General features: G+C 64.9%; 4 protein-coding genes. All 4 read left to right on the plus strand.

Translation table 11 applies throughout. From position 1 onward, the window contains the following. Window positions 1–45 precede the first annotated feature (45 nt). Window positions 46–20,331 carry a beta strand repeat-containing protein gene (locus tag AC097O_RS02720; protein ID WP_479591349.1) on the plus strand — a complete coding sequence of 6,762 codons (20,286 nt, stop codon included), beginning with the start codon at window positions 46–48 and terminating at the stop codon, window positions 20,329–20,331. A 134-nt stretch (window positions 20,332–20,465) separates the two neighbouring features. Continuing rightward, window positions 20,466–21,068, plus strand: a complete 603-nt coding sequence (locus tag AC097O_RS02725) for a PEP-CTERM sorting domain-containing protein (protein WP_479591350.1) — start codon at window positions 20,466–20,468, stop codon at window positions 21,066–21,068. Between the two features lie 21 nt (window positions 21,069–21,089). After that, window positions 21,090–22,829, plus strand: coding sequence for a type I secretion system permease/ATPase (locus AC097O_RS02730; protein ID WP_479591351.1), 1,740 nt, complete (start codon window positions 21,090–21,092; stop codon window positions 22,827–22,829). Between the two features lie 4 nt (window positions 22,830–22,833). Continuing rightward, a complete protein-coding gene (locus AC097O_RS02735; protein WP_479591352.1) occupies window positions 22,834–24,168 on the plus strand; it encodes an HlyD family type I secretion periplasmic adaptor subunit in 1,335 nt (444 codons plus the stop codon). Window position 24,169 lies beyond the last annotated feature (1 nt).

Here is a 24,169-nt window from a genome sequence, read left to right on the forward strand (position 1 = left end):
TGGCGCGCCTAAGGCCGCCTTCTTACACCTCGGAGATTTCGTGCCATGAGCCTCTATCCTGAATCCACGGTCAACACCTTCAACGCCAACACGCAAAGCAACCCCGATACCGCGGTATTGGCCGATGGCAGCTATGTCACCGTGTGGCAGTCGTATGACCAGGATGCCAACAACACCTGGGGGGTGTACTACCAGCGGTTCAGCGCGTCGGGCGTGCCGCTGGGTGGCGAATTCCGCGCCAACACGGCCACGGCAAGCGCGCAAGACTATCCCCACGTGGCCGCCACGTCAGACGGTGGATTTGTGATCGTGTGGGACGACGACAGCGGCGTGGATGGTTCCGGCCAAGGCGTGATCGGGCAGCGCTTCAACGCCACCGGTGTGGCCCAGGGTGCCAACTTTGTGGTCAGCACCGTCACGGCCAGTACCCAGTACCAAAACGCCGTGGCGGGCTACACCGGCGGCTTTGCCACCGTCTGGGTGTCCTACATCAACAGCAATTACGACGTGTACCTGCAGCGCTGGGACAACACCGGTGCCAAGGTGGGTGGTGAGACGCTGATCAGCAAAACGCCCGGTGCCGCCACCGCGCAATCGGGTACCCAGCAGTATCCCGACATTGCCGCCAGCGCCAACGGCAACCTGGTGATCGTGTGGACCGACACGAACGGTTCCGACGGCAGCGGCTACGGCGTATATGGCCGCTCGTACAACGCCAGCACCAGCACCTACTCCGACACCTTTTTAGTCAACACCACCGTCTCCAGCCAGCAGTCCCAGCCCAGTGTGGCCATGCTGAGCGGCGGCGGCTATGTGGTGGTGTGGACCTCCGCTGGCACAGACGGAAGCGGTGATGGCGTGTACGGTCAGCGCTTTTCGGCGGCTGGAGCCAAGGTGGGAAGTGAGTTCCTGGTCAACCAGTCCACCAGCGGTGGCCAGTACCAGCCCAGCGTGGCCGGCCTGTCCACCGGCGGCTTTGTGGTCAGCTTCTACAACGACAACTACGGCGTGGGCGACACCAGCAGCTACCAGGACGTGTACGTGCGCGAATACGACGCCGCTGGCGCCCCCCTGGGCAGCCAGACCAAGCTGGCATCGGGTTACGGTTTCGACCAGGAAAGCACGCCGGTAGTGGCCAGCCTGGGCAACGGCAACTATGTGGTGTCGTACACCAACGGCATCCGCGTCGCAGACGGCGGCAACGGCACCGCCGAAATCGGCCAGCAGATCTTTGGCAGCGCCGCCACCCTGCCCCGCCAGCAAGATCCACAACTGGGTGGCTTCAGCGGCACGGTCACGCTGGGAGAAAACCTGGTCAACGCCACACCACAAGTCATCCGTGCCACCGTGGCCCTGACCGACATCGACTCAGTCAACTTCGAAGGTGGCCAGATCGACCTGTTTTACGTGCAAAACGGCGACACCACCGACCAGCTGGGTGTGCGCAGCGTGGGCAACGGCAGCAACCAGATCAGCGTGACCGGCAGCACGGTGCGGTATGAAGGCAACATCATCGGCACCATCAGCGGCGGCAGCAATGGCAGCAACCTGGTGGTCACCCTGACCGCTGCCGCCACCCTGGATGCGGTGGAAGAGCTGGTACAAAACCTCACCTACGCCAGCACCTCGTCCAACCCCGCGGCCAGCCGCAGTGTGGGCATCCGGGTGTCCGATGGCGACGGTGGAGCCAGTGCCTCCAGCACGGTGGAGATTCTTGTCACGCCCGAGCTGGACGGCGCACCGGTGGTGTATGGCGAGTCGCAGGTCAACACCTATACCGACAGCACCCAGGCCGTACCGCAGATTGCCGTGCTCACCGACGGCAGCTACGTCATCGTATGGGAGTCTTATGGGCAGGATACGGTCAACACCTACGGCGTGTACGGCCAGCGCTTCAGCGCCCAGGGCGTGGCCATCGGGGCCGAGTTCCGCGCCAATACCGCCACCGCCGCCGCACAAGACGGTGCCCACGTGGCGGCACTGAGCAACGGCGGCTTCGTCATCACCTGGGACGATGCCAGTGGCGTAGACGGCAGCGGCCAGGGCGTGATTGCCCAGCTCTACAGCAGCACCGGTGCCACGGTGGGTACCAACTTTGTGGCCAACACCACCACTAGCAGCACCCAGCAGTACAGCGATGTGGCGGGCTATGCCGGTGCAGGCGCGGTGGTGGCCGGTTTCACCACGGTGTGGGCATCTGCAGGCAATTCCGGCGGAAGCAGTTACGACATCTACCTGCAGCGCTTTGACAACAGCGGGGCCAAGCTGGGGGGTGAGGTGCGCGTCAGCACCACGCCAGGGGCTGCAACAGCCCAGGTCGGGAACCAGCTCTACCCGCGCGTTGCCTCGCAGAGCAATGGCGACCTGGTAATCGTGTGGACCGACCAGGGCGGCAACGACAGCAGCGGCCAAGGGGTCTATGCCCAGCGCTACACCGCCGCGACCGGCCTGCTCTCAGGCAGCTTCCTGGTCAACAGCGTCACCGACGGTACCCAGTACGAGCCCGATGTGGCCATCCTGTCGGACGGCGGCTTTGTGGTTGTGTGGCGCTCGGACAGCCAGGACGGCTCCAGTGCCGGGGTGTACGGCCAGCGCTACAACGCAGCGGGTACCAAGGTGGGCGCAGAGTTCAGAGTGAACGAGACCACCACCGGCGGCCAGTACCAGCCCGTCGTCACCGGCCTGTCCACCGGCGGCTTTGTGGTCAGCTTTTACAACGACAACTACGACTTCACCGGCGCGGGCAGCTACAACGACGTGTACATCCGCGAATACGACGCATCCGGCACACCCATTGACGGCCAGCGCAAACTGCCCACCGCTACGGCCACCGGCAGCAACCAGGAATACCAGCCCGCCATTGCCGACCTGGGCAGCGGCAACTTCGTGGTGGCCTACACCGACCATGTGCCCACCATAGACGGCGGTAACGCCACCTTCGAGATCACGCAGCAAATCCTGGGCTCTGCGGCCGAACTGGCACGCCAGCAAAACCCGGTGCTCAGCGACTTTACCGGCAGCGTAACTTTTGCCGAGAACCTGATCAACGCCACGCCCCAGGTCATTGATGCCGCCATCAGCCTCAGCGACCTGGACTCAGCCAACTTTGCAGGCGGTGCGGTCAACCTGTTTTATGTACAGGGCGGCGAACCCAGCGACCAGCTGGGTGTGCGCAACGTCGGCACGGCGGCCGGGCAAATCGGGGTCAGCGGGGCCAACATCAGCTATGGCGGCACCAGCATTGGCAGCATCAGCGGCGGCAGCAACGGGGCAAATCTGCAAATCAACCTGAATGCCGGTGCCAGCCTCAGCGCCGTCGAGGCCTTGCTGCAAAACCTCACCTATGGCAGCACCTCGTCCAGCCCGACCAGCGTCCGCACTGTGGGTTTGCGCGTCTCCGACGGAGACGGCGGCAGCAGCAACGCCACCACAGTGCAGATCACCGTCACCCCCAGCCTGGACGGCGCGCCGGTGGTGTATGGCGAATCGCAGGTCAACACCTTCACCACCAACACCCAAGGCGAGCCGCAGATTGCCGTGCTCACCGACGGCAGCTACGTCATCGTCTGGCAGTCCTACGACCAGGATGCCAACAACACCTACGGCGTGTACGGCCAGCATTTCAGCGCCCAGGGCGTGGCCATCGGGGCCGAGTTCCGCGCCAACACCGCCACCGCCGCCGCACAAGACGGTGCCCACGTGGCGGCCCTGAGCAATGGCGGCTTCGTCATCACCTGGGACGATGCCAGTGGCGTGGACGGCAGCGGCCAGGGCGTGATTGCCCAGCTCTACAGCAGCACCGGTGCCACGGTGGGTGCCAACTTTGTGGCCAACACCACCACCGCCAGCACCCAGCAGTACAGCGATGTAGCGGGCTATGCCGGTGCGGGTGCGGTAGTGGGTGGTTTCACCACCGTGTGGGCCTCCAGCGGCAACACCGGCGGCAATGGCTACGACATTTACCTGCAGCGTTTTGACAACAGCGGGGCCAAGCTAGGGGGGGAGGTGCGCGTCAGCACCACGCCAGGGGTGGCCACCGCCCAGGCCGGGCAGCAGTACTACCCGCGCGTTGCGGCGCAAAGCAACGGCGACCTGGTGATTGTGTGGCGTGACGATAACGCCAATGACGGCGGAGCCTCGTACGGGGTTTTCGCCCAGCGCTACACCGCGGCCACCGGTACGCTGTCGGGCACGTTCCTGGTCAACAGCACGGTGGTGGGCAACCAGTACGAGCCCGATGTGGCCACCCTGTCCGATGGCGGCTTTGTGATCGTGTGGCGCTCGGACAGCCAGGACGGTGCAAGTGCCGGGGTCTACGGCCAGCGCTACAACGCCGCAGGCACGGCCGTGGGTGGCGAGTTCCGGGTGAACGAAACCACTGAAGGCGGCCAGTACCAGCCCAGCGTGACCGGCCTGTCTACCGGCGGCTTTGTGGTCAGCTTTTACAACGACAACTACGACCTCACCGGTGCGGGCAGCTACAACGACGTGTACATCCGTGAGTACGACGCATCCGGCACACCCATTGACGGCCAGCGCAAGCTGCCCACCGCTACGGCCACCGGCAGCAACCAGGAATACCAGCCCGCCATTGCCGACCTGGGCAACGGCAACTTCGTGGTGGCCTACGCCGACCATGTGCCCGCAGTGGACGGTGGCAACGCCACTTTCGAAATCACCCAGCAGATCTTTGGCTCCGCCGCTGAACTGGTGCGCCAGCAAAACCCCGAGCTGGGCGACTTCATCGGCACGGTGACCTTCGCCGAGAACCTGGTCAACGCCACGCCGCAAATCATCGACGCAGCAGTCAGCCTGACCGACCTGGATTCGGCCAACTTTGCAGGTGGCAAGCTCGACCTGTTCTATGTGCAGGACGGTGAATCCACCGACCAGCTGGGCGTGCGCAACACCGGTACCGCCGCCGGGCAAATCGGCACCAGCGGAGCCAACGTCACCTACGGTGGGGCGATCATCGGCACCCTGGGCGGCGGCAGCAACGGAGCCGCACTGCAAATCACCCTGACCAGTCTGGCCACAGTGGAAGCGGTAGAGGCGCTGATCCAGAACCTCACCTACGCCAGCACTTCGTCCAGCCCCGCCGCCAACCGCACCGTGGGCATCCGCGTTTCCGACGGAGACGGCGGCAGCAGCAACGCCACCACAGTGCAGATCACCGTCACCCCCAGCCTGGACGGCGCGCCGGTGGTGTATGGCGAATCGCAGGTCAACACCTTCACCACCAACACCCAAGGCGAGCCGCAGATTGCCGTGCTCACCGACGGCAGCTACGTCATCGTCTGGCAGTCCTACGACCAGGATGCCAACAACACCTACGGCGTGTACGGCCAGCATTTCAGCGCCCAGGGCGTGGCCATCGGGGCCGAGTTCCGCGCCAACACCGCCACCGCCGCCGCACAAGACGGTGCCCACGTGGCGGCCCTGAGCAATGGCGGCTTCGTCATCACCTGGGACGATGCCAGTGGCGTGGACGGCAGCGGCCAGGGCGTGATTGCCCAGCTCTACAGCAGCACCGGTGCCACGGTGGGTGCCAACTTTGTGGCCAACACCACCACCGCCAGCACCCAGCAGTACAGCGATGTAGCGGGCTATGCCGGTGCGGGTGCGGTAGTGGGTGGTTTCACCACCGTGTGGGCCTCCAGCGGCAACACCGGCGGCAATGGCTACGACATTTACCTGCAGCGTTTTGACAACAGCGGGGCCAAGCTAGGGGGGGAGGTGCGCGTCAGCACCACGCCAGGGGTGGCCACCGCCCAGGCCGGGCAGCAGTACTACCCGCGCGTTGCGGCGCAAAGCAACGGCGACCTGGTGATTGTGTGGCGTGACGATAACGCCAATGACGGCGGAGCCTCGTACGGGGTTTTCGCCCAGCGCTACACCGCGGCCACCGGTACGCTGTCGGGCACGTTCCTGGTCAACAGCACGGTGGTGGGCAACCAGTACGAGCCCGATGTGGCCACCCTGTCCGATGGCGGCTTTGTGATCGTGTGGCGCTCGGACAGCCAGGACGGTGCAAGTGCCGGGGTCTACGGCCAGCGCTACAACGCCGCAGGCACGGCCGTGGGTGGCGAGTTCCGGGTGAACGAAACCACTGAAGGCGGCCAGTACCAGCCCAGCGTGACCGGCCTGTCTACCGGCGGCTTTGTGGTCAGCTTTTACAACGACAACTACGACCTCACCGGTGCGGGCAGCTACAACGACGTGTACATCCGTGAGTACGACGCATCCGGCACACCCATCGACGGCCAGCGCAAGCTGCCCAGCGCTACCGCCACCGGCAGCAACCAGGAGTACCAGCCCGCCATTGCCGACCTGGGCAACGGCAACTTCGTGGTGGCCTATGCCGACCATGTGCCCGCAGTGGACGGTGGCAACGCCACTTTCGAAATCACCCAGCAGATCTTTGGCTCTGCCGCTGAACTGGTGCGCAGCAGCGCCAACCCGGTACTGAGCGACGTACGCGCCCAGCGCACCCTGACCAACAACGCCGCCGATGCCCTGTTTGCGGGTAATGCGCAGCTGCTGGACACCGATGTGTCGGTGGTGGATACCGACTCCGTCAATCTGGACGGCGGCACGCTGGTGGTCAACATACTGTCGGGCGGTAGTGCCACCGACGTGCTGGGCATCCGCAACCAAGGCAGCGGCAACGGCCAGGTCGGGGTATCGGGCAGCAACGTCACCTACAGTGGCGTGGTCATCGGCAGTTTTACCGGCGGCGGTGCGGGTGGAGCTACGCTCACCATTACCTTCAACGCCAACGCGCTCACGGTGGATATCCGCGCGGTGGTGCAAAACATCACCTACCAGAACACCGCCCCCCCGGCGGGCACGACCAGCCGGACCATCGGCCTGCGCCTCACCGATGGTGACGGTGGTGCGAGTGACCCCAGCGATATCGAGGTGTTGATCCAGAACAGCTTCGTCCCGCCGACCGTATTTCTGGACGATATTGCCCCCAACGTGTCCATCACGGAGACACAGGCCCAGGCAGGCGTGCTGCTGGACAACGCGGTGCAGCTCAACTACGCAGGTGCCACCGGCTTCCTCAACGGCCATCTGGTGGTGTCTTACCTCAGCTCTACCAGCCGACCAGACGACCAGATCACCGTGCGCAACCAGGGCACAGGTGTCAACCAGGTCAGCCGCGTAGGCAGTGATGTGCTGTACGAGAACGTCTCCATCGGCACTATCAGCGGCACGTTGAACGGCACCAATGGGGCCAACCTGGACATCACCTTCAAAGCCACCGCTACTGACCAGGCCATCGAGCGGGTGATTGAAAACCTGGTCTACACCAACCCGTCTGCCGGGCCACTGGCCGACCGGTCCATCCGCGTCGTCGTCACCGACGGTGCCGGAGCCTCCAGCACCGCCCGCGATGTGGACATCCATATCGACGCGGTCAATGCCCCTACTGCCGCCGTGCCGCTACTGGCCGAGCAACAGGTCAACACTTTTGAAGCAGGCCAGCAAACCGCCCCCTCTGTGGGCCGCCTGCAGGGCAGCAACAGCGGTAGCTACGTGGTCACCTGGGCATCACAAGACGGCCAGGATGGCAGCGGTTACGGTGTATTTGCCCAGCGCTACGCCGCCAACGGTGCAGCCATCGGCCCCGAATTCCAGGTGAACAGCCAGACCCTGGGCACCCAAACCGATACGGCGGTGACCGGCCTGGCGAATGGCGGCTACGTGATCGTCTGGCGTGCCGACAACCAGGACGGCAGCGGCACCTATGGTGTGTACGGCCAGCGTTATGCGGCCAACGGCAGTGCCGTGGGCAGCGAGTTCCGCGCCAACACCACCACCACTGGCAACCAGTACGAACCCGCCTTGCTGGGCCTGTCGGACGGCAGTTTTGTGGTGGCCTACCGCAGCGACTACTCCAACGCAGCGGCCAACTACACCTACGACGTATTGGCACAGCGCTTTGATGCCAGCGGCAACGCGGTGGGGGCCGAGATCACCCTCAACGCCAGCGGCGGCGCGACCCAGTACCAACCCCAGTTGTCGGCCCTCACCGGCGGCGGCTACGTGGCCATCTGGACGGACACCAGTGGTGATGCCAACGGCTCTGGTGTGGTCGCGCAAGTGTTCAACAACGACGGCAGCAAGGTCGGCTCCCAGATTGCCGTCAACACCTCTGTCACGGGCAGCCAGACCGGCCCCGACGTGGTGGGGCTGGCGGGTGGTGGATTTGTGGCCGTATGGGAATACTCCAACACCGTCTACATGCAGCGCTTTACGGCAGCAGGTGCTGCGGTAGGTGGGGAAATCACCGTCAACACCGCCGACTCGCCTGCCAACCAAAGCGACTATGTACGGGTGGCGGCACTGGAAACCGGCGGTTTCATCGTGGCCTGGGACGGCAATCCGAGCAACGTTCTCGGCGGCAGCGGCGCGGATGTGATGACCCAGCAGTTCGATGCCAGCGGCAACAAGATAGATGGCGTGCGCGTGGTCAACAGCACCATTGCCAGCACCCAGTACCTGCCCGATATCGTGGGCCTCACCGGCAACAACGCCGTGGTGGTGTGGGCCGGCTACAACCAGGAGCGTGACACAGATACCACCTATGGCGTGTTCCAGCAGATTCTGGGCACGGCGGGGTCGCTTGCCACCTCCAGCGCCCCCGTGCTGGTGGATATGGTGCAGACGCTGAGCTTTGACGAAAACCTGGTCAACGCCACACCGCAAACCATCGACGCGGGTGTCAGCCTGACCGATGCCGATTCGACCAACTTCGACGGCGGCCGCCTGTGGGTGAGCACCATCTCGGGCTACGGCACGGTAGAAGCCGCCCAGCTCTCGGAAAGCCTGCCTGCGCAGGACCAGTTTGGCATCCGCAACCAGGGCAATGGCGCGGGCCAGGTGGGCGTGGCGGGCACCGTGGTGCGTTATGGCAATGTGGTGATCGGCAGCATCGAAACCACCGGTGCCTTTGGTGCCGATCTGGTGGTGCTGTTCAACGCCAGCGCGTCGGCCCAGGCGGTAGAGGCGGTGATCGAGAACCTGACCTACGCCAACACCTCGTCGGCCCCGGTGGCCAGCCGCACCGTGAGCATCAGCGTGAGCGACGGCGACGGTGGCACCAGCATTCCGCGCACGGTGACCATCAACGTCGACCCTGAAGCCGACGGTGCCCAGCCCTTGTTTGGCAACGAGACCGTCAACACCTACCTGGCCAGTACCAAGTCTGCGCCGGCCACGGCAGCGCTCTCGGACGGTGGCTACATCACCACCTGGGTGTCCGTCGGTCAGGATGGCTGGGACAACGGTGTCTATGCCCAGCGCTACGACAACCATGGCGTGCCCGTAGGGGCCGAGTTCCGCGTCAACAGCACTACCGCCTACCACCAGACGGAGCCCACCGTGATCGGACTGACCGGCGGCGGCTATGTGGTGGCCTGGACCTCGGCCAACCAGGACGGCAGTGGCAGCGGCATCTACGCACAGCGCTTCACCAACGATGGCACGCTGCTGGGCAGTGAGTTCCAGGTCAACACCGAAACCTACCAGGGCCAGTCCAACCCCACGTTGGCCGCCACCGCCGACGGTGGCTTCGTGGTGGGCTGGGAAAGCGACTACTACGAACCCACCTTCACCGAATACCGGGACATTTACTTCCAGCGCTTCAACGCGGCGGGCGTGGCCCAGGGCAGTGAGACCCAGGCTAACCCCATGGGCGAAGGCACGGTCACCCAGTCGGAACCCAGTTTTGTCGGCCTGGCCGGTGGCGGTTTTGTCGCCCTGTGGACAGACCACAGCAAGGACGGCAGCAGCTACGGCGTGTACGGCCAACGCTTCAATGCCGACGGCAGCGTGGCGGGGGCCTCTTTCAAGGTCAACACCTACACCGAGAACGGCCAGCTGCAGCCCAACGTGACAGCGCTGAACGACGGTGGGTTTGTGGTGGTGTGGACCTCGGACTCTGGCCAGGACGGCAGCGGCTACGGCGTGTTCGGCCAACGCTACAACAGCAGCGGCACGGCGGTGGGCAGTGAATTCCGGGTCAACACCGCCAACAACAGCACACAGTACCAGCCCTCGGTAGCGGCCCTGTCGCACGGCGGCTTTGTGGTGACCTGGAACTCCAACAGCACCACCATCGCCCAGCAGTTCGATGCCAGTGGAGCGCGCATCGACGGCGAAGTGCGGGTAGACACGGCAGACAACAACGCCACCGCCTCGACCCCCACCGTGGTGGGCTTGGCCAATGGCGGGTTTGTGGTCACTTGGCCCGACTACGACTACAGCATCGGCAACTACGAAATCTACCAGCAGGTGTTTGGCAACCCTGCCACCCTCACCCGGCAAGCCAATCCGCAACTGGTGGATGTGAGCAGCGAGGTGACCTTTCTGGAAAACAGTGTCAACGCCGCACCCCAGTTGATCGATGCCCAGGTCGGCCTGACCGACCTGGATTCGGCCAACTTTGCCGGTGGCATGCTGGAGGTGAATTACCTCACCGGCTACGACCTGCAAAACCAGCTCGGCCTGCAAGGCCTGTCGGTGCAAGACCAATTGGGCCTGCGCAACGAGGGCAGCGGTGCGGGCCAAGTGGGCATCGTCGGCAATTCGGTGCGTTACGGCGGGGTCGAGATCGGCACCATCACCAGCAACGGAGTGAACGGCAGCAAGCTCACCGTGCTGTTCAACGCCCAGGCCACCCCCGACAAGGTGGAGCAGGTGGTGGAGAGCATCACCTACGCCAACACCTTCTCGGATGCCAGCCTGGAGCGCAGCATCTCCATCCGCGTGTCCGATGGCGACGGCGGTGCCAGCGTGGCCCGCGCGGTCACCATCCACGTGACCCCCGAGTACGACGCAGCCCAGCCACTGTTCAGCAACGAACAGGTCAACACGTTTGAACCCGACACCCAAAACGCGCCCGCCATGGCCTTGCTGTCCGACGGCAGCTACCTCACGGTGTGGACCTCCAATACGCAGGACGGCTGGGGCTACGGCGTTTATGGCCAGCGCTTTGCGGCCAACGGCGTGCCCATCGGCACCGAATTCCAGATCAACACCTACACGCCAACCAACCAGACCGAACCCAGCGTGATCGGCCTGACCGGCGGCGGCTATGTGGTGGCCTGGACCTCGGCCGACCAGGACGGTAGCGCCGCAGGCATCTACGCACAGCGCTTTGCCAATGACGGCAGCTTGCTGGGCGACGAATTCCTGGTCAACGCGCAAACCTACCAGGGCCAATCCAACCCCAGCCTGGCCGCCACGGCGGACGGCGGCTTTGTGGTGGGCTGGCAGTCGGACTACTACGACCCCACCTTCACCACCTACCGGGACATCTTCTTCCAGCGCTTCAACGCGGCGGGCGTGGCCCAAGGTAGCGAAATCCAGGCCAACCCCACAGGCGAAGGCACGGTCACCCAGTCAGAACCCCACTTTGTGGGCCTGGCCGGTGGTGGCTTTGTCGCCGTGTGGACGGATGACAGCAAAGACGGCAGCAGCCAGGGCATCTATGGCCAGCGTTTTGACGCCACCGGGGTCGCAGCAGGCACATCGTTCCTGGTCAACACCTTTACCGAAAGCACCCAGTTCCAGCCCTCTCTCACAGCACTCAACAACGGCGGCTTTGTGGTGGTGTGGACATCCGTGAACCAGGACGGCAGCAGCTACGGCGTGTACGGCCAGCGCTACAGCAGCAACGGCACCGCCGTGGGCAGCGAGTTCCGCGTCAACAACACCACCACGGGCAACCAGTCCCAGGCCCATGTGGCATCCCTGTCCACCGGCGGCTTTGTGGTCACCTGGGAATCCGGCAGCCACACCATCGCCCAGCAGTTCGATGCCAGCGGTGCCCGGCTGGACGGTGAGCTGCGGGTGGACACCATCGACAACAATGCCAACGGCTCCACACCCGTGGTACTGGGCCTGGCCAACGGCGCGTTTGTGGTCACCTTCCCCGACTACAACTACACCACCAACACCTATAACGTCTACCAGCAGCTCTACGGCAACCCGGCCCAGATCGTGCGCCAGGCGAACCCCGAGCTGGTGGATGTGTCGACCCGCGTGACCTTTGCCGAGAACCTGGTCAACGCCGCACCCCAACTCATCGATGCCGGTGTGGGCTTGACGGATACCGACTCCAGCAACTTTGCCGGTGGCATTCTGGAGGTCAACTACCTGACCGACTACGGCGCACAGGACCAACTGGGCCTGCAGGGCCTGGACAACCAGGACCAGTTGGGCATCCGCAACCAGGGTAGCGGCGCGCACCAGGTGGGCGTGGCGGGCAATGTGGTGAGCTATGGCGGTACGGCCATTGGCACCATCAGCAACAACGGTGCCAACGGCGGCAAGCTGACGGTGCAGTTCAACGCCAGCGCCACGGCCGATGCGGTGGAGCACGTGATCGAGAACCTCACCTACGCCAACACCGTCTCCAACCCCATCTCCAGCCGCACCATCTCCATCCGCGTCACCGACGGTGATGGCGGTGCCAGTGTGCCGCGCAATGTAGAGATCGTCGTCACCCCCGAGATCGACGGTGCGGTGCGCTTTGGGCTGGAAAAAGTGGTCAACACCACCATCACGGGTGCGCAGCAAGAGCCCTCCATCGCCCACCTGAGCGACGGTGGCTACGTCGTCGTGTGGCAAGACGAAAACGGTGCCGACGGCAGCAGCAACGGCGTGTACGGCCAGCGCTACGACGCCAACGACAACGCGGTGGGCGCCCAGTTCCGCGCCAACACGTTCACCGCAGGCAGCCAGTACGAAGCGCAGGTCACCGGCCTGAACGGCGGCGGCTTCGTCGTGGTGTGGCGCTCGGACGGCCAGGATGGCAGCGGTGCCGGGGTCTATGGCCAGCGCTACAACGCCGCAGGTGTGGCGCAGGGCACCGAATTCAAGGTCAACACCTCCACCGACCAGAGCCAGTACCAACCCACCATCACCGCCACCGCCGACGGCGGCTTTGTGGTGGGCTGGTATGACAACTACTACACCAACGCCACCAACACCGAGTACGCGGACATCATGTTCCAGCGCTTCAATGCGACCGGCGTGGCCCAGGGTGTGGAAACCCGCGCCAACCCCAATGGCGAAGGCACGGTGGCCCAGTACGAGCCCAGCATCACCGCCTTGGCCGGTGGCGGCTTCATGACCGTATGGACCGATGCCAGCAAGGACGGCAGCGGCAGCGGCATCTACGGCCAGCGCTTTACCGCCCTGGGCGTGGCGGCAGGGCCTGTGCTGCAGATCAACTCCTACATCACCACCACCCAGAACCTGCCCTCGGTAGCCGGGCTGAAGGATGGTGGCTTTATTGCGGTGTGGCAATCAGAAGGGCAAGACCTCTCCGGCACCGGCATCTACGCCCAGCGGTTTGATGCCACCGGGGCCAAGGTGGGCACCGAGTTCCGGGTCAACACCCATATCAGCAGCACGCAATCCGAACCCACCGTATCGGCCCTGGAAAACGGCGGGTGGGTGGTAGGCTGGACCGACAACAGCAACCCCGCAGGCAGCAGCAACGACGTGTTTGTGCAGCAGTACAACGCCTTGGGCCAGGCAGTCGATGGCGAAACCCGGGTCAACACTTACACGCCCCATAACCAGTTCGCACCCAGCATCACCAGCATGGCCGATGGGGGTTTTGTGGTGGCCTACACCGGGCTGGTGTACTCAAGCGACCAGAACGGCGACGGCACACCCGACGGCGGCAACGACACCTACGAGATCCGCCTCCAGCGCTTCAGCAACACCGCGCCCAATGTGTCCAACGTCAGCGCCAACGGCCTGGAAGACACGGTGCTGGTGCTCACCAACACCTTGTTTGAGGGCGGCTTTGTGGACCCCGATGGGCAGTCGCTACAGGCCATCAAGATCATCAACCTGTCGGCCGAGGGCACCCTGCGGCTGAACGGTGTGGCCGTGACGACCAACCAGGAAATCGGCCTGGCCGATCTGCAGGCCGGGGCCCTGACCTACCAGGGCCGGGCCGACTACTTCGGGGCCGACCAGTTCCGCTGGACCGGCTCAGACGGCATTACCTTTGCCAGCACCCCGGTGTTTACCAACATCCTGCTGTCCAACGTGAACGACGGCCCGCGCCTGGGCACACTGACCAACGCTACCAGCAGCGAAGGCAGCTTCTTCAGCCGCACCCTGGCCATTGGCGACCCCGACCCCGAGGGCCACCAGATCACGGTGAACTGGGGCGACGGCAGCGCCAACTCGGTGTTCAGCACCAGCTCGGCTGCGCCGCAAATCCAGCACGTGTATGCCGACAACGGCAACTACAACGTCAGCGTGACGGTGAACGACCAGCAAGGCCTGGCCAACAGCATCGAGAGCACCGGCTTCAGCGTGGCCGTGGCCAATGTGGCCCCCACCATAGGCACCACCGGCAACACCACGGTGCAGCAAAACGTGGCCTACACGCTGGACCTGCACGGCGTGAGCGACCCCGGCACGGACACCGTAGACCAGTACACCATCAACTGGGGCGACGGCAGCGCCGCCGAGGTCTACACCCCCGCCACCCTGCCCGCCAACGGCATCCTGACGCACACCTACGCCACCACCGGTGACAAGACCATCACCGTGGGCCTGCGCGACGAAGACGGCACCTACGCCAATGCCGGTGCCCGCACCGTCACCGTCAGCGCCCCCGCCGAAGTCATCACCGTCAATGCGGGCAGCGACATCACGGTCAACGAAGGCACCACCTTCACCAAGACCATCAACTTCACCGATGCCACCGACCAGGGCCCTGCCGGGCGCACCTACACCGCTGTCTGGGGCGACGGGCAAACCAGCACCGGTGGCATTGCCGCCGGGGCCACCAGCGTGAACATCAGCCACGCCTACGCCGACAACACCGGCCCGTACACCGTGGATGTCACGGTGCACGACAACGACGGCGTGGTGCTGCAGTCGGGCAGCGACAGCTTTGTGGTCAACGTCAACAACGTGGCACCCAGCGTGGGCTTGAGCGGCGCGGGTTCGGTCAACGAGGGCGGGGTCTATACCCTCACGCTCAACCCGTCCGACCCCGGCACCGACACCATTGCCCAGTACAACGTGCAATGGGGCGATGGCCAGGACCAGATCGTGCTGGCCGCCAACCTGCCCGCCAACCGCCAGCTCACCCACACCTATGCCGACGGCAGCGTCAGCTACACCATCAAGGTCGATGTGGTCGATGAAGACGGCGTGTTTGTGAACGTGGGCACCGGTGGCAGCCTCACCGTGTTCAACGTCGCCCCCACCGCACCCGTCACCGGGGCCAACACCGTGGCCGAGGGCAGCGTCTACACCCTGAACGTGGGCGCGGTCACCGACCCCGGCCAGGACACCCGCACCGGCTACAGCGTCAACTGGGGCGACGGCACGCCCACCGACAACTTCACCCCGGCCCAGTGGACCACCTTGCAGGCCGCCGGGGGCAACATCACCCATACCTTTGCCGACGGTGCAGGCGTGGGCACGCCGCGCACCGTGACCGTCACCGCGTCGGACGAAGACGGCACCTTCGTGCTGGGCAGCAAGATCCTTAACGTCACCAACGTAGACCCCAACCTGGTGCTGGGCGGCAATGCCGCCACCAACGAAGGTGCCAGCTACACCCTGGCCATTACCGGCACCGATGCCGCCGGAGCCGCCGACCCGCTGAGCTACAGCATCGACTGGAACGACGGCAGCGCCGTGCAGACCCTTACCGCCGCGCAACTGCTGGCCTTGTCGGGCAATGTGACCCACACCTTCGCCGACGATGCCGATGGCGTGGTGAACAGCACGCCCCGCACCATCAGCGTCACCGCCAACGACGGCGACGGTGGCGTGACCACGCAGACCAAGGTGGTCAACGTCAACAACGTCGCCCCATTGGCCGCCGTCAGCGGAGCCGCCACGGTCAATGAAGCCAGCGTCTACACCCTGAGCGTGGGCGCAGTGACCGAGCCCGGCGCAGACACCCGCACCGGCTACACCATCGCCTGGGGCGACGGCAACACCAGCAGCTTCACCCCGGCGCAATGGGCCACAGCCGCAGGCAGCTTCACCCACACCTATGCCGACAACGCGGCGGCCACCATCACGGTAAGTGCTACCGATGAAGACGGCACGTTTGTACTTGGCACCCAGGCTGTAACTATTAATAACGTAGCACCTACCGCCCAATTGACGGGCGCTGCAAGCACAAATGAAGGTGCAAGCTACAGCCTGAACATCGTCGGCAGCGACGTGGCTGGAGCCGCCGACCCGCTGAGCTACAGCATCGACTGGAACGATGGCAGTGCGGTGCAGACCCTCACCGCCGCGCAGTTGCTGGCCTTGTCCGGCAATGTGACCCACACCTTCCTCGACGACCAGGACGGAGCCGTCAACAGCACGCCCCGCACCATCAGCGTGACGGCCAACGACGGCGACGGGGGCATCACCACCAGCACCAAGGTGGTCAACGTGAACAACGTGGCCCCCACCATCGCGGTCACGGGCGCAGCCACCATCGAGACCGGCCAGACCTACACCCTGAACCTGGGGGCCGTCACCGACCCCGGCACCGACACGGTCAGCAGCTACAGCATCAACTGGGGCGACGGCAGTGCAGCCCAGGTGGTGACCACCGGTGGCAATGTGACCCACAGCTTTGCCACCGCAGGGCCACGCACCGTGCAGGTGTCACTGACCGACGAAGACGGCACCTACACCAACGTGGCTTCGGTCGCCGTGACCGTGGGCACGCCACCGGCCACCGTCAGCGTGGAAGCCGGTGCGGACACGGCACTCAATGAAGGGGCCACCTTCAGCCGCACCATCGCCTTCACCGACGGCACCGACAACGACGCGGCAGGTTGGAGCTACAGCATCAACTACGGCGACGGCAGCGCAGCGGTGACCGGCACCACCCTGGTCAACAGCATCAATCTGAGCCACCTGTACGCCGACGGCACCGCCACCCGCACCGCAACCGTCACGGTGACCGACATCACCGGCGAAGCCTCCACCGACAGCTTCCAGGTCACCGTGGACAACGTAGCCCCGGTGGCGGTGGTCAGTGGTGCCAGCACCGTGAACGAGGCAAGCGTCTACACCCTGAGCGTGGGTGCCATCACCGAACCCGGTGCCGACACCCGCACCGGCTATACCATCGCCTGGGGCGACGGCCTCACCAGCAGCTTCACCCCGGCCCAGTGGACGGCAGCAGCAGGCAGCTTCACCCACACCTATGCTGACAACGCGGCTGCCACCATCACGGTGAGTGCGACCGACGAAGACGGCACCTTTGTGCTCGGCACCCAGGCCGTTACTATCAATAACGTAGCTCCTACCGCCCAATTGACGGGCGCTGCAAGCACAAATGAAGGTGCAATCTACAGCCTGAACATCGTCGGCAGCGACGTGGCCGGAGCGGCCGACCCGCTGAGCTACAGCATCGACTGGAACGACGGTAGCGCCGTGCAGGTGTTGACGGCAGCACAACTGGCTGCGCTGTCGGGTAACGTGATCCACACCTTTGCCGACGACCAGGATGGGGCCGTCAACAGCACCCCACGCACCATCAGCGTGACGGCCAATGACGGCGACGGTGGCACCACCACCGCCACCAAGGTGGTCAACGTGAACAACGTCGCCCCCCTGGCCGCCGTCAGCGGAGCCGCCACGGTCAATGAGGCCAGCGTCTACACCTTGACGGTTGGCCCGGTCACCGAACCCGGCACCGACACCCGCACCGGCTACACCATCGCCTGGGGCGACGGCCTCACCAGCAGCTTCACCCCGGCCCAGTGGACGGCAGCAGCAGGCAGCTTCACCCACACCTATGCCGACAACGCGGCGGCCACCATCACGGTAAGTGCTACCGATGAAGACGGCACGTTTGTACTTGGCACCCAGGCTGTAACTATCAATAACGTAGCACCTACCGCCCTATTGACAGGCGCTGGCAGCACAAATGAGGGTGCACTCTACAGCCTGAACATCGTGGGCAGCGACGTGGCCGGAGCCGCCGACCCGCTGAGCTACAGCATCGACTGGAACGACGGTAGTGCCGTGCAGGTATTGACCGCCGCGCAACTGCTGGCCTTGTCGGGCAATGTGACCCACACCTTCGCCGACGACCAGGATGGGGCCGTCAACAGCACCCCACGCACCATCAGCGTCACGACCAACGACGGTGACGGTGGCAGCACCACCGCCACCAAGGTGGTCAACGTGAACAACGTGGCCCCCACCATCGCGGTCACGGGCGCAGCCACCATCGAGACCGGCCAGACCTACACCCTGAACCTGGGTGCTATCACCGACCCCGGCCAGGATACGGTCAGCAGCTACAGCATCGACTGGGGCGACGGCAGCGCGGCGCAAGTGGTCACCACCGGTGGCAACGTGACCCACAGTTTTGCCACGGCGGGCGCACGCACCGTGCAGGTGTCGCTGACCGACGAAGACGGCACCTACAGCAACCTGGCCTCGGTGGCGGTCACCGTGGGCACGCCACCGGCAACGGTCAGCGTGGAAGCCGGTGCGGATACGGCGCTCAATGAAGGCAGCACCTTCAGCCGCACCATCGCCTTCACCGACGGCACCGACAACGGCGCGCAGGGCTGGAGCTACAGCATCAACTACGGCGACGGCAGCGCGGCTGTCACCGGCACCACCCTGGTCAAGAGCATTGACCTCAGCCACCTGTACGCCGACGGCACCGCCACCCGCACCGCAACCGTCACGGTGACCGACATCACCGGCGAAAGCAGCACCGACAGCTTCCAGGTGGTGGTCAACAACATAGCCCCCACTGCCACCGTCAGCGGCGCGGCCACGGTCAATGAAGCCAGCCTCTACACCCTGAGCGTAGGTGCCATCACCGACCCCGGTGCCGACACCCGCACCGGCTACACCATCGCCTGGGGCGATGGCAACACCAGCAGCTTCACGCCCGCACAGTGGACCGCAGCCGCGGGTAGCTTCACCCACACCTATGCCGACAACGCCGCCACCACCATCACGGTGAGTGCTACCGATGAAGACGGCACGTTTGTACTCGGCACCCAGGCCGTTACTATCAATAACGTAGCTCCTACCGCCCAATTGACGGGCGCTGCAAGCACAAATGAAGGTGCAAGCTACAGCCTGAACATCGTCGGCACCGATGCCGCCGGAGCGGCTGACCCGCTGAGCTACAGCATCGACTGGAACGACGGCAGCGCCGTGCAGACGCTGACGGCGGTGCAACTGGCCGCCTTGGCGGGCAATGTGGCCCACACCTTTGCCGACGACCAGAATGGCCCCGTCAACAGCACGCCCCGCACCATCAGCGTCACGGCCAACGACGGTGACGGTGGCACCACCACCGCGACAAAGGTGGTCAACGTCAACAACGTGGCTCCCGTGGCCGCCGTCAGCGGGGCCACCACCGCCACCGCAGGCAATGCCTACACGCTGAATGTGGGCGCGCTCACCGACCCCGGCACCGATGTGCGCTCCGCCTACAGCATCGACTGGGGCGACGGCAGCACCACCACGCTCACGCCAGCGCAATGGGCTGCGGCAGCGGGCAGCTTCTCGCACACCTTTGGCAGCAGCAGCCCCAACCCCACCATCGTGGTCACCGCCACCGACGAAGACGGCAGCTTCACCCTGGGCAGCCAGCAGCTCACGGTAGGCAGCCAGGCCACGGAAACCCTGCGCATAGGCGGTGGCCCCGACCGGCAGGTCGGCGCGGGTGGCCAGTGGGCCGCGGCCTGGGGCAATGCCGATGTGGCCATCGGCCACAAGCTGGACTACACCAGCGCGCTGGAAGCCTGGTCTGCCGCCAAGTTCACCGCCGTGTCGCCCCAGCTCCTGGCGGGTGGCGATATCTACGCGGGCGACCTGGGGGTGAGCGGGCAGTCCATGGCCACCTCGGCGGTGCGCCAGGAAATCGACGGCAAGGAAGGTCTGCGCTTTGCCCTGACCGACCCGCAAGACTCCGCCACCAGCATGACGCTGTACCTGTCTCGCCTGTTCACACAAGACGACGGCGGTGCCTTTGTGGAAAGTGGCCGGGTGCGCTTGCTGGATGCGGCCGGCACGGTAGTGGGCGAATCGGTGTTCCACGCCAGCGATGCCAGCGGGCAACTGCAAGTCACCCTGTCCTCCACCACCGCCTTCACCACGATCGAGCTGAGTGCCGGGGTTTACGACGGAAGCACCTTCGTCTACGGCGGCTATGCGCTGGCGAATGGCAGCTTTGGCTCGGGCGTGACCACCGACGGTAGTGGCGTATTGCACGGCAGCGACTTCCTGGTGGACGCGGTGGAATTCAAGCTGCCGGTACTGGGCGTGCCCCCGGTGGTTGTTTAAAACACTTGTTACATTTTGTCGATTTTTTTTACACAAAAATCGACACGATCGCACAAGTTATTGATTTATTTGGTGAATTTCACCTGGCCTCATTCTTGCGCATAGGGCAGGAATTACCTTGATTGGAGAGCGGCATGGCGTTTTTGAACTCTGTAGGCACATGGCTGGGTGGAGCGGTTCTGGGGGCGGCACTGCTGGCATCCCCCGTGCAGGTATCGGCTGTGGTGTTGTCCAGCATGGGACCCAGCACCGCGCTGGCAGGCCAGCAATCTGATGGAGGCACGACTCCCTACGTCGAGAACATCAATATTACCGGCCCTGCCTTCGTCACCGGCATCACCTGGTGGGGCTACTACCTTGCGGGCGAAGACCCCAACATCGATAACTTCGTCATCAACGGCACCGCCCTGACCAGCTTCCCCGCGATCGTGCGCACCGATGTCGGCGACCTGGACGACGGCAACGGCGGCACGGTCAACCTCTACCAGTACTTTCTGGACCTCAGCGGTATCAATGCCGAATACTTTCCGGGCGGCCCCGTCGACCTCGGCATCCTCAACGACAGCCTGGACCTGGAGTGGTACTGGCAGGGCGCGTCAGCCGACCCCTTCGGTCCACGCGCTTACCTGGTAGAGGGCGACCTGGTGCGCCAGGAAATCCCCGAGCCCAGCTCCATCGCCCTGTTTGGCCTGGCGCTGCTGGCCCTGGGTGCATCCCGCGCCCGCAAGCTGCGCTAAGTTTTTTGGCCCGTTTTCGGAATGGCCCAAGCCCCCCCAAAGACAGGCGAACTCAAACAGGCGCTGCTGGCGTTCCATAGCGCCTACGTCACCATCGGGGCGTTCAGCTTCATCATCAACCTGCTGATGCTGGCCCCGTCGATCTACATGCTGCAGGTGTACGACCGGGCGCTGGGCAGCCGCAACATGACCACCCTGGCGGCCCTCACCGGCATGGTGCTGGGCATGGTGGCCCTGATGGCCTTGCTGGAATGGGTGCGCTCCATGGTGCTGGTGCGGGTGGGCGCGCGGCTGGACATGGACATCAACGTGCGCATCTTCAACGCCACCTTCGAGCGCAACCTGCGCCTGGCAGGCCAAAACCCCGCCCAGGCCATGCACGACCTGGCCACCATCCGCCAAACTCTCACCGGCGCGGGCGTGGTGGCCGTGATGGATGCGCCGTGGATGCCGGTCTACATCTTCGTGATCTTCTTGTTCCACCCCTACCTGGGCATATTTGCCATTGTGGGGGCGTTGATTTTGATTGCCCTGGCTTTCGCCAACGAACGCGTGTCCAAAGTACCCCTGGCCGAAGTGCAAAAGCTGGCCATGGCCACCAACGCACTGGTCAACAACAACTTGCGCAATGCCGAGGTGATCGAGGCCATGGGCATGCTGCCCGCCATCCGCGCGCGCTGGTTCGACCTGCAGCACAAGCTGCTGGTGCAGCAGGCCCAGGCCAGCGACAAGGCCGGTCTGCTGGGCGCGCTGACCAAGTTTGCCCGCATCGGCATGCAGTCGCTGACCCTGGGCTACGGCGCGCTGCTGGCCATCGAGGGGCTGATCACCTCGGGCATGATGAGTGCCGCCTCCATCCTGGTGGGCCGCGCCCTGGCCCCGGTGGAGATGCTGATTACCAACTGGAAGCAACTGGTCAACGCCTACTCGGCCTATGGCCGCCTGTCCGAGCTGCTGCGGGTGTTCCCCGCCCGCGAAGGCGGAATGCCCCTGCCCAAACCCAAGGGCGCGCTGGTGCTGGACAGCGCCTGCACCGCCGCGCCCGGCACCAATGTGATGATCCTGAAAAACGTCAGCCTGAAAATCGCCGCAGGCGAGGTGGTGGCGGTGATCGGCCCCAGCGCCTCCGGCAAGTCCAGCCTGGCGCGGCTGCTGGTGGGCATCTGGCCGGCCGTATCGGGCTCGGTGCGGCTGGACGGTGCCGACGTGTACCGCTGGAACAAGGACGAGCTCGGCCCGCATGTAGGCTACCTGCCGCAAAACATCGAGCTGTTTGACGGCACCGTGGCCGACAACATTGGCCGCTTTGCCACGCCAGACTCCGAAAAAATTATCGCCGCCGCCCAGGCCGCCGGTATGCACGAGCAAATTTTGCAGCTACCCAAGGGCTACGACACCCCGCTGGGCGACCAGGGCAGCGCGCTCTCGGGCGGGCAGCGCCAGCGCATCGGCCTGGCCCGCGCCCTGTACGGCGACCCGGCCCTGGTGGTGCTGGACGAACCCAACTCCAACCTGGACGAACTGGGCGAGCAAGCCCTGGCCACCACCATCCGCGGACTCAAGGCCAAGGGCTGCACCGTCATCATCATCACCCACCGCATGACCACCGTGGCCGTAGCCGACAAGCTGCTGGTGATGCAAGACGGCACGCCCAAGATCTTCGGCCCGCGCGACGAGGTGATCGACGCGCTCAAGCAACCCCAGGCCCCGGCCCGGCCGCACCCCGTGGCACATCCCGCCCTGGCACGCCCCACTGCCTGACCTTATGGCCAACGAAACTCCCACCGATGCCCCGACCAGCCTGGACATCAACCACGCCAAAAGCTCGCGCCTGGGCTGGTGGATTGCACTGCTGGGTTTTGGCGGCTTTGTGCTGTGGGCAGCGCTGGCCCCGCTGGACGAAGGCGTGGCGGCCACCGGCCAGGTGGTGGTATCGGGCAACCGCAAAATAGTGCAAAACCTGGCCCCCGGCATGGTCGAGGCCATCCTGGTGAAGGACGGCGACACGGTCAAGAGCGGCGACGTGCTGGTGCGCCTGGATGCCACCGCCGCCCGTGCGCTTTTTGAAACTGCCCGCGCGCAGTGGATCACCGCCAAGGCCAGTGAAGCCCGCTTTCTGGCCGACACCACCGGGCAAAAAGACATCCGCTTCCCCGCCGAATTCACCAGCAGCACCAACACCGCCGCCGACCAGCGTTGGAGCGCCGCCATGGCCGTGCAGACCCAGTTGCTGCGCGCCCGCCGCGCGGCCCTGGAAGCCGACCTGAATGTGCTGCGCAGCAGCGTGGTGGGGCTGGAGTCCACCCTGGTCGGCATCGAGGCCACCCGCCGCGCCAAGGAAGACCAGGCCCAGTTGCTGCGCACAGAGCTCACCGGCCTGCGCACCCTGGCGGGCGACGGCTACCTGCCGCGCAACCGGCTCTCCGAACAAGAGCGGCTGCTGGTGCAGCTGCAAGGCGCGGCTTCCGAAGATGCCGCCAACCTGGGGCGCACACGGCAAAGCATCGTCGAGCTGCGCATGCGCATGCTGGCCCGCCAGCAGGAGTACCGCAAAGAAAACGAGGTCGGCCTGTCCGAGGCCCAAAAGGAAGCCAGCAGCCTGGACAGCCGCCTCGAAGGCCTGGCGTACGAGCTGGCCAACACGGTGGTCAAAGCCCCCAGCGAAGGTGTGGTGGTGGGCCTGAACGTGCACACCGTAGGCGGCGTGGTGCCCGCTGCCCACCCGCTGATGGAAATCGTGCCCAAGAACGAAGAGCTCAAGGTCGAGGTGCAAATCCCCACCAACATGATCGACAAGGTGAAGATCGGCCTGCCGGTGCAGATTATGTTCCCGGCATTCAACCAGCGCACCACCCCGCAGATCCCGGGCCGGTTTGTGCAGGTGGCCGCCGATGCCACCACCGACCCGCAGGGCAAGATGCCCCCGTTCTACAAGGGCCAGGTGGTGGTCACCCCCGAAGGTATGGGCAAGCTGGCTACCTATGAGATCAAGGCCGGCATGCCCGCCGACGTGTTTGTCAAAAGCGGCGAACGCACCCTGCTGAACTACCTGTTCAAACCGCTCAGCGACCACATGCGCGCCGCGCTGACGGAGCAATAGG

This window comes from Rhodoferax sp. LS1P39 (assembly GCF_056521425.1).

Coding starts and splice junctions, on each gene's coding strand:
- AC097O_RS02730 (WP_479591351.1), top strand. CDS start 21,090: ATGGCCCAAGCCCCCCCAAAGACAGGCGAACTCAAACAGGCGCTGCTG.
- AC097O_RS02735 (WP_479591352.1), top strand. CDS start 22,834: ATGGCCAACGAAACTCCCACCGATGCCCCGACCAGCCTGGACATCAAC.
- AC097O_RS02720 (WP_479591349.1), top strand. CDS start 46: ATGAGCCTCTATCCTGAATCCACGGTCAACACCTTCAACGCCAACACG.
- AC097O_RS02725 (WP_479591350.1), top strand. CDS start 20,466: ATGGCGTTTTTGAACTCTGTAGGCACATGGCTGGGTGGAGCGGTTCTG.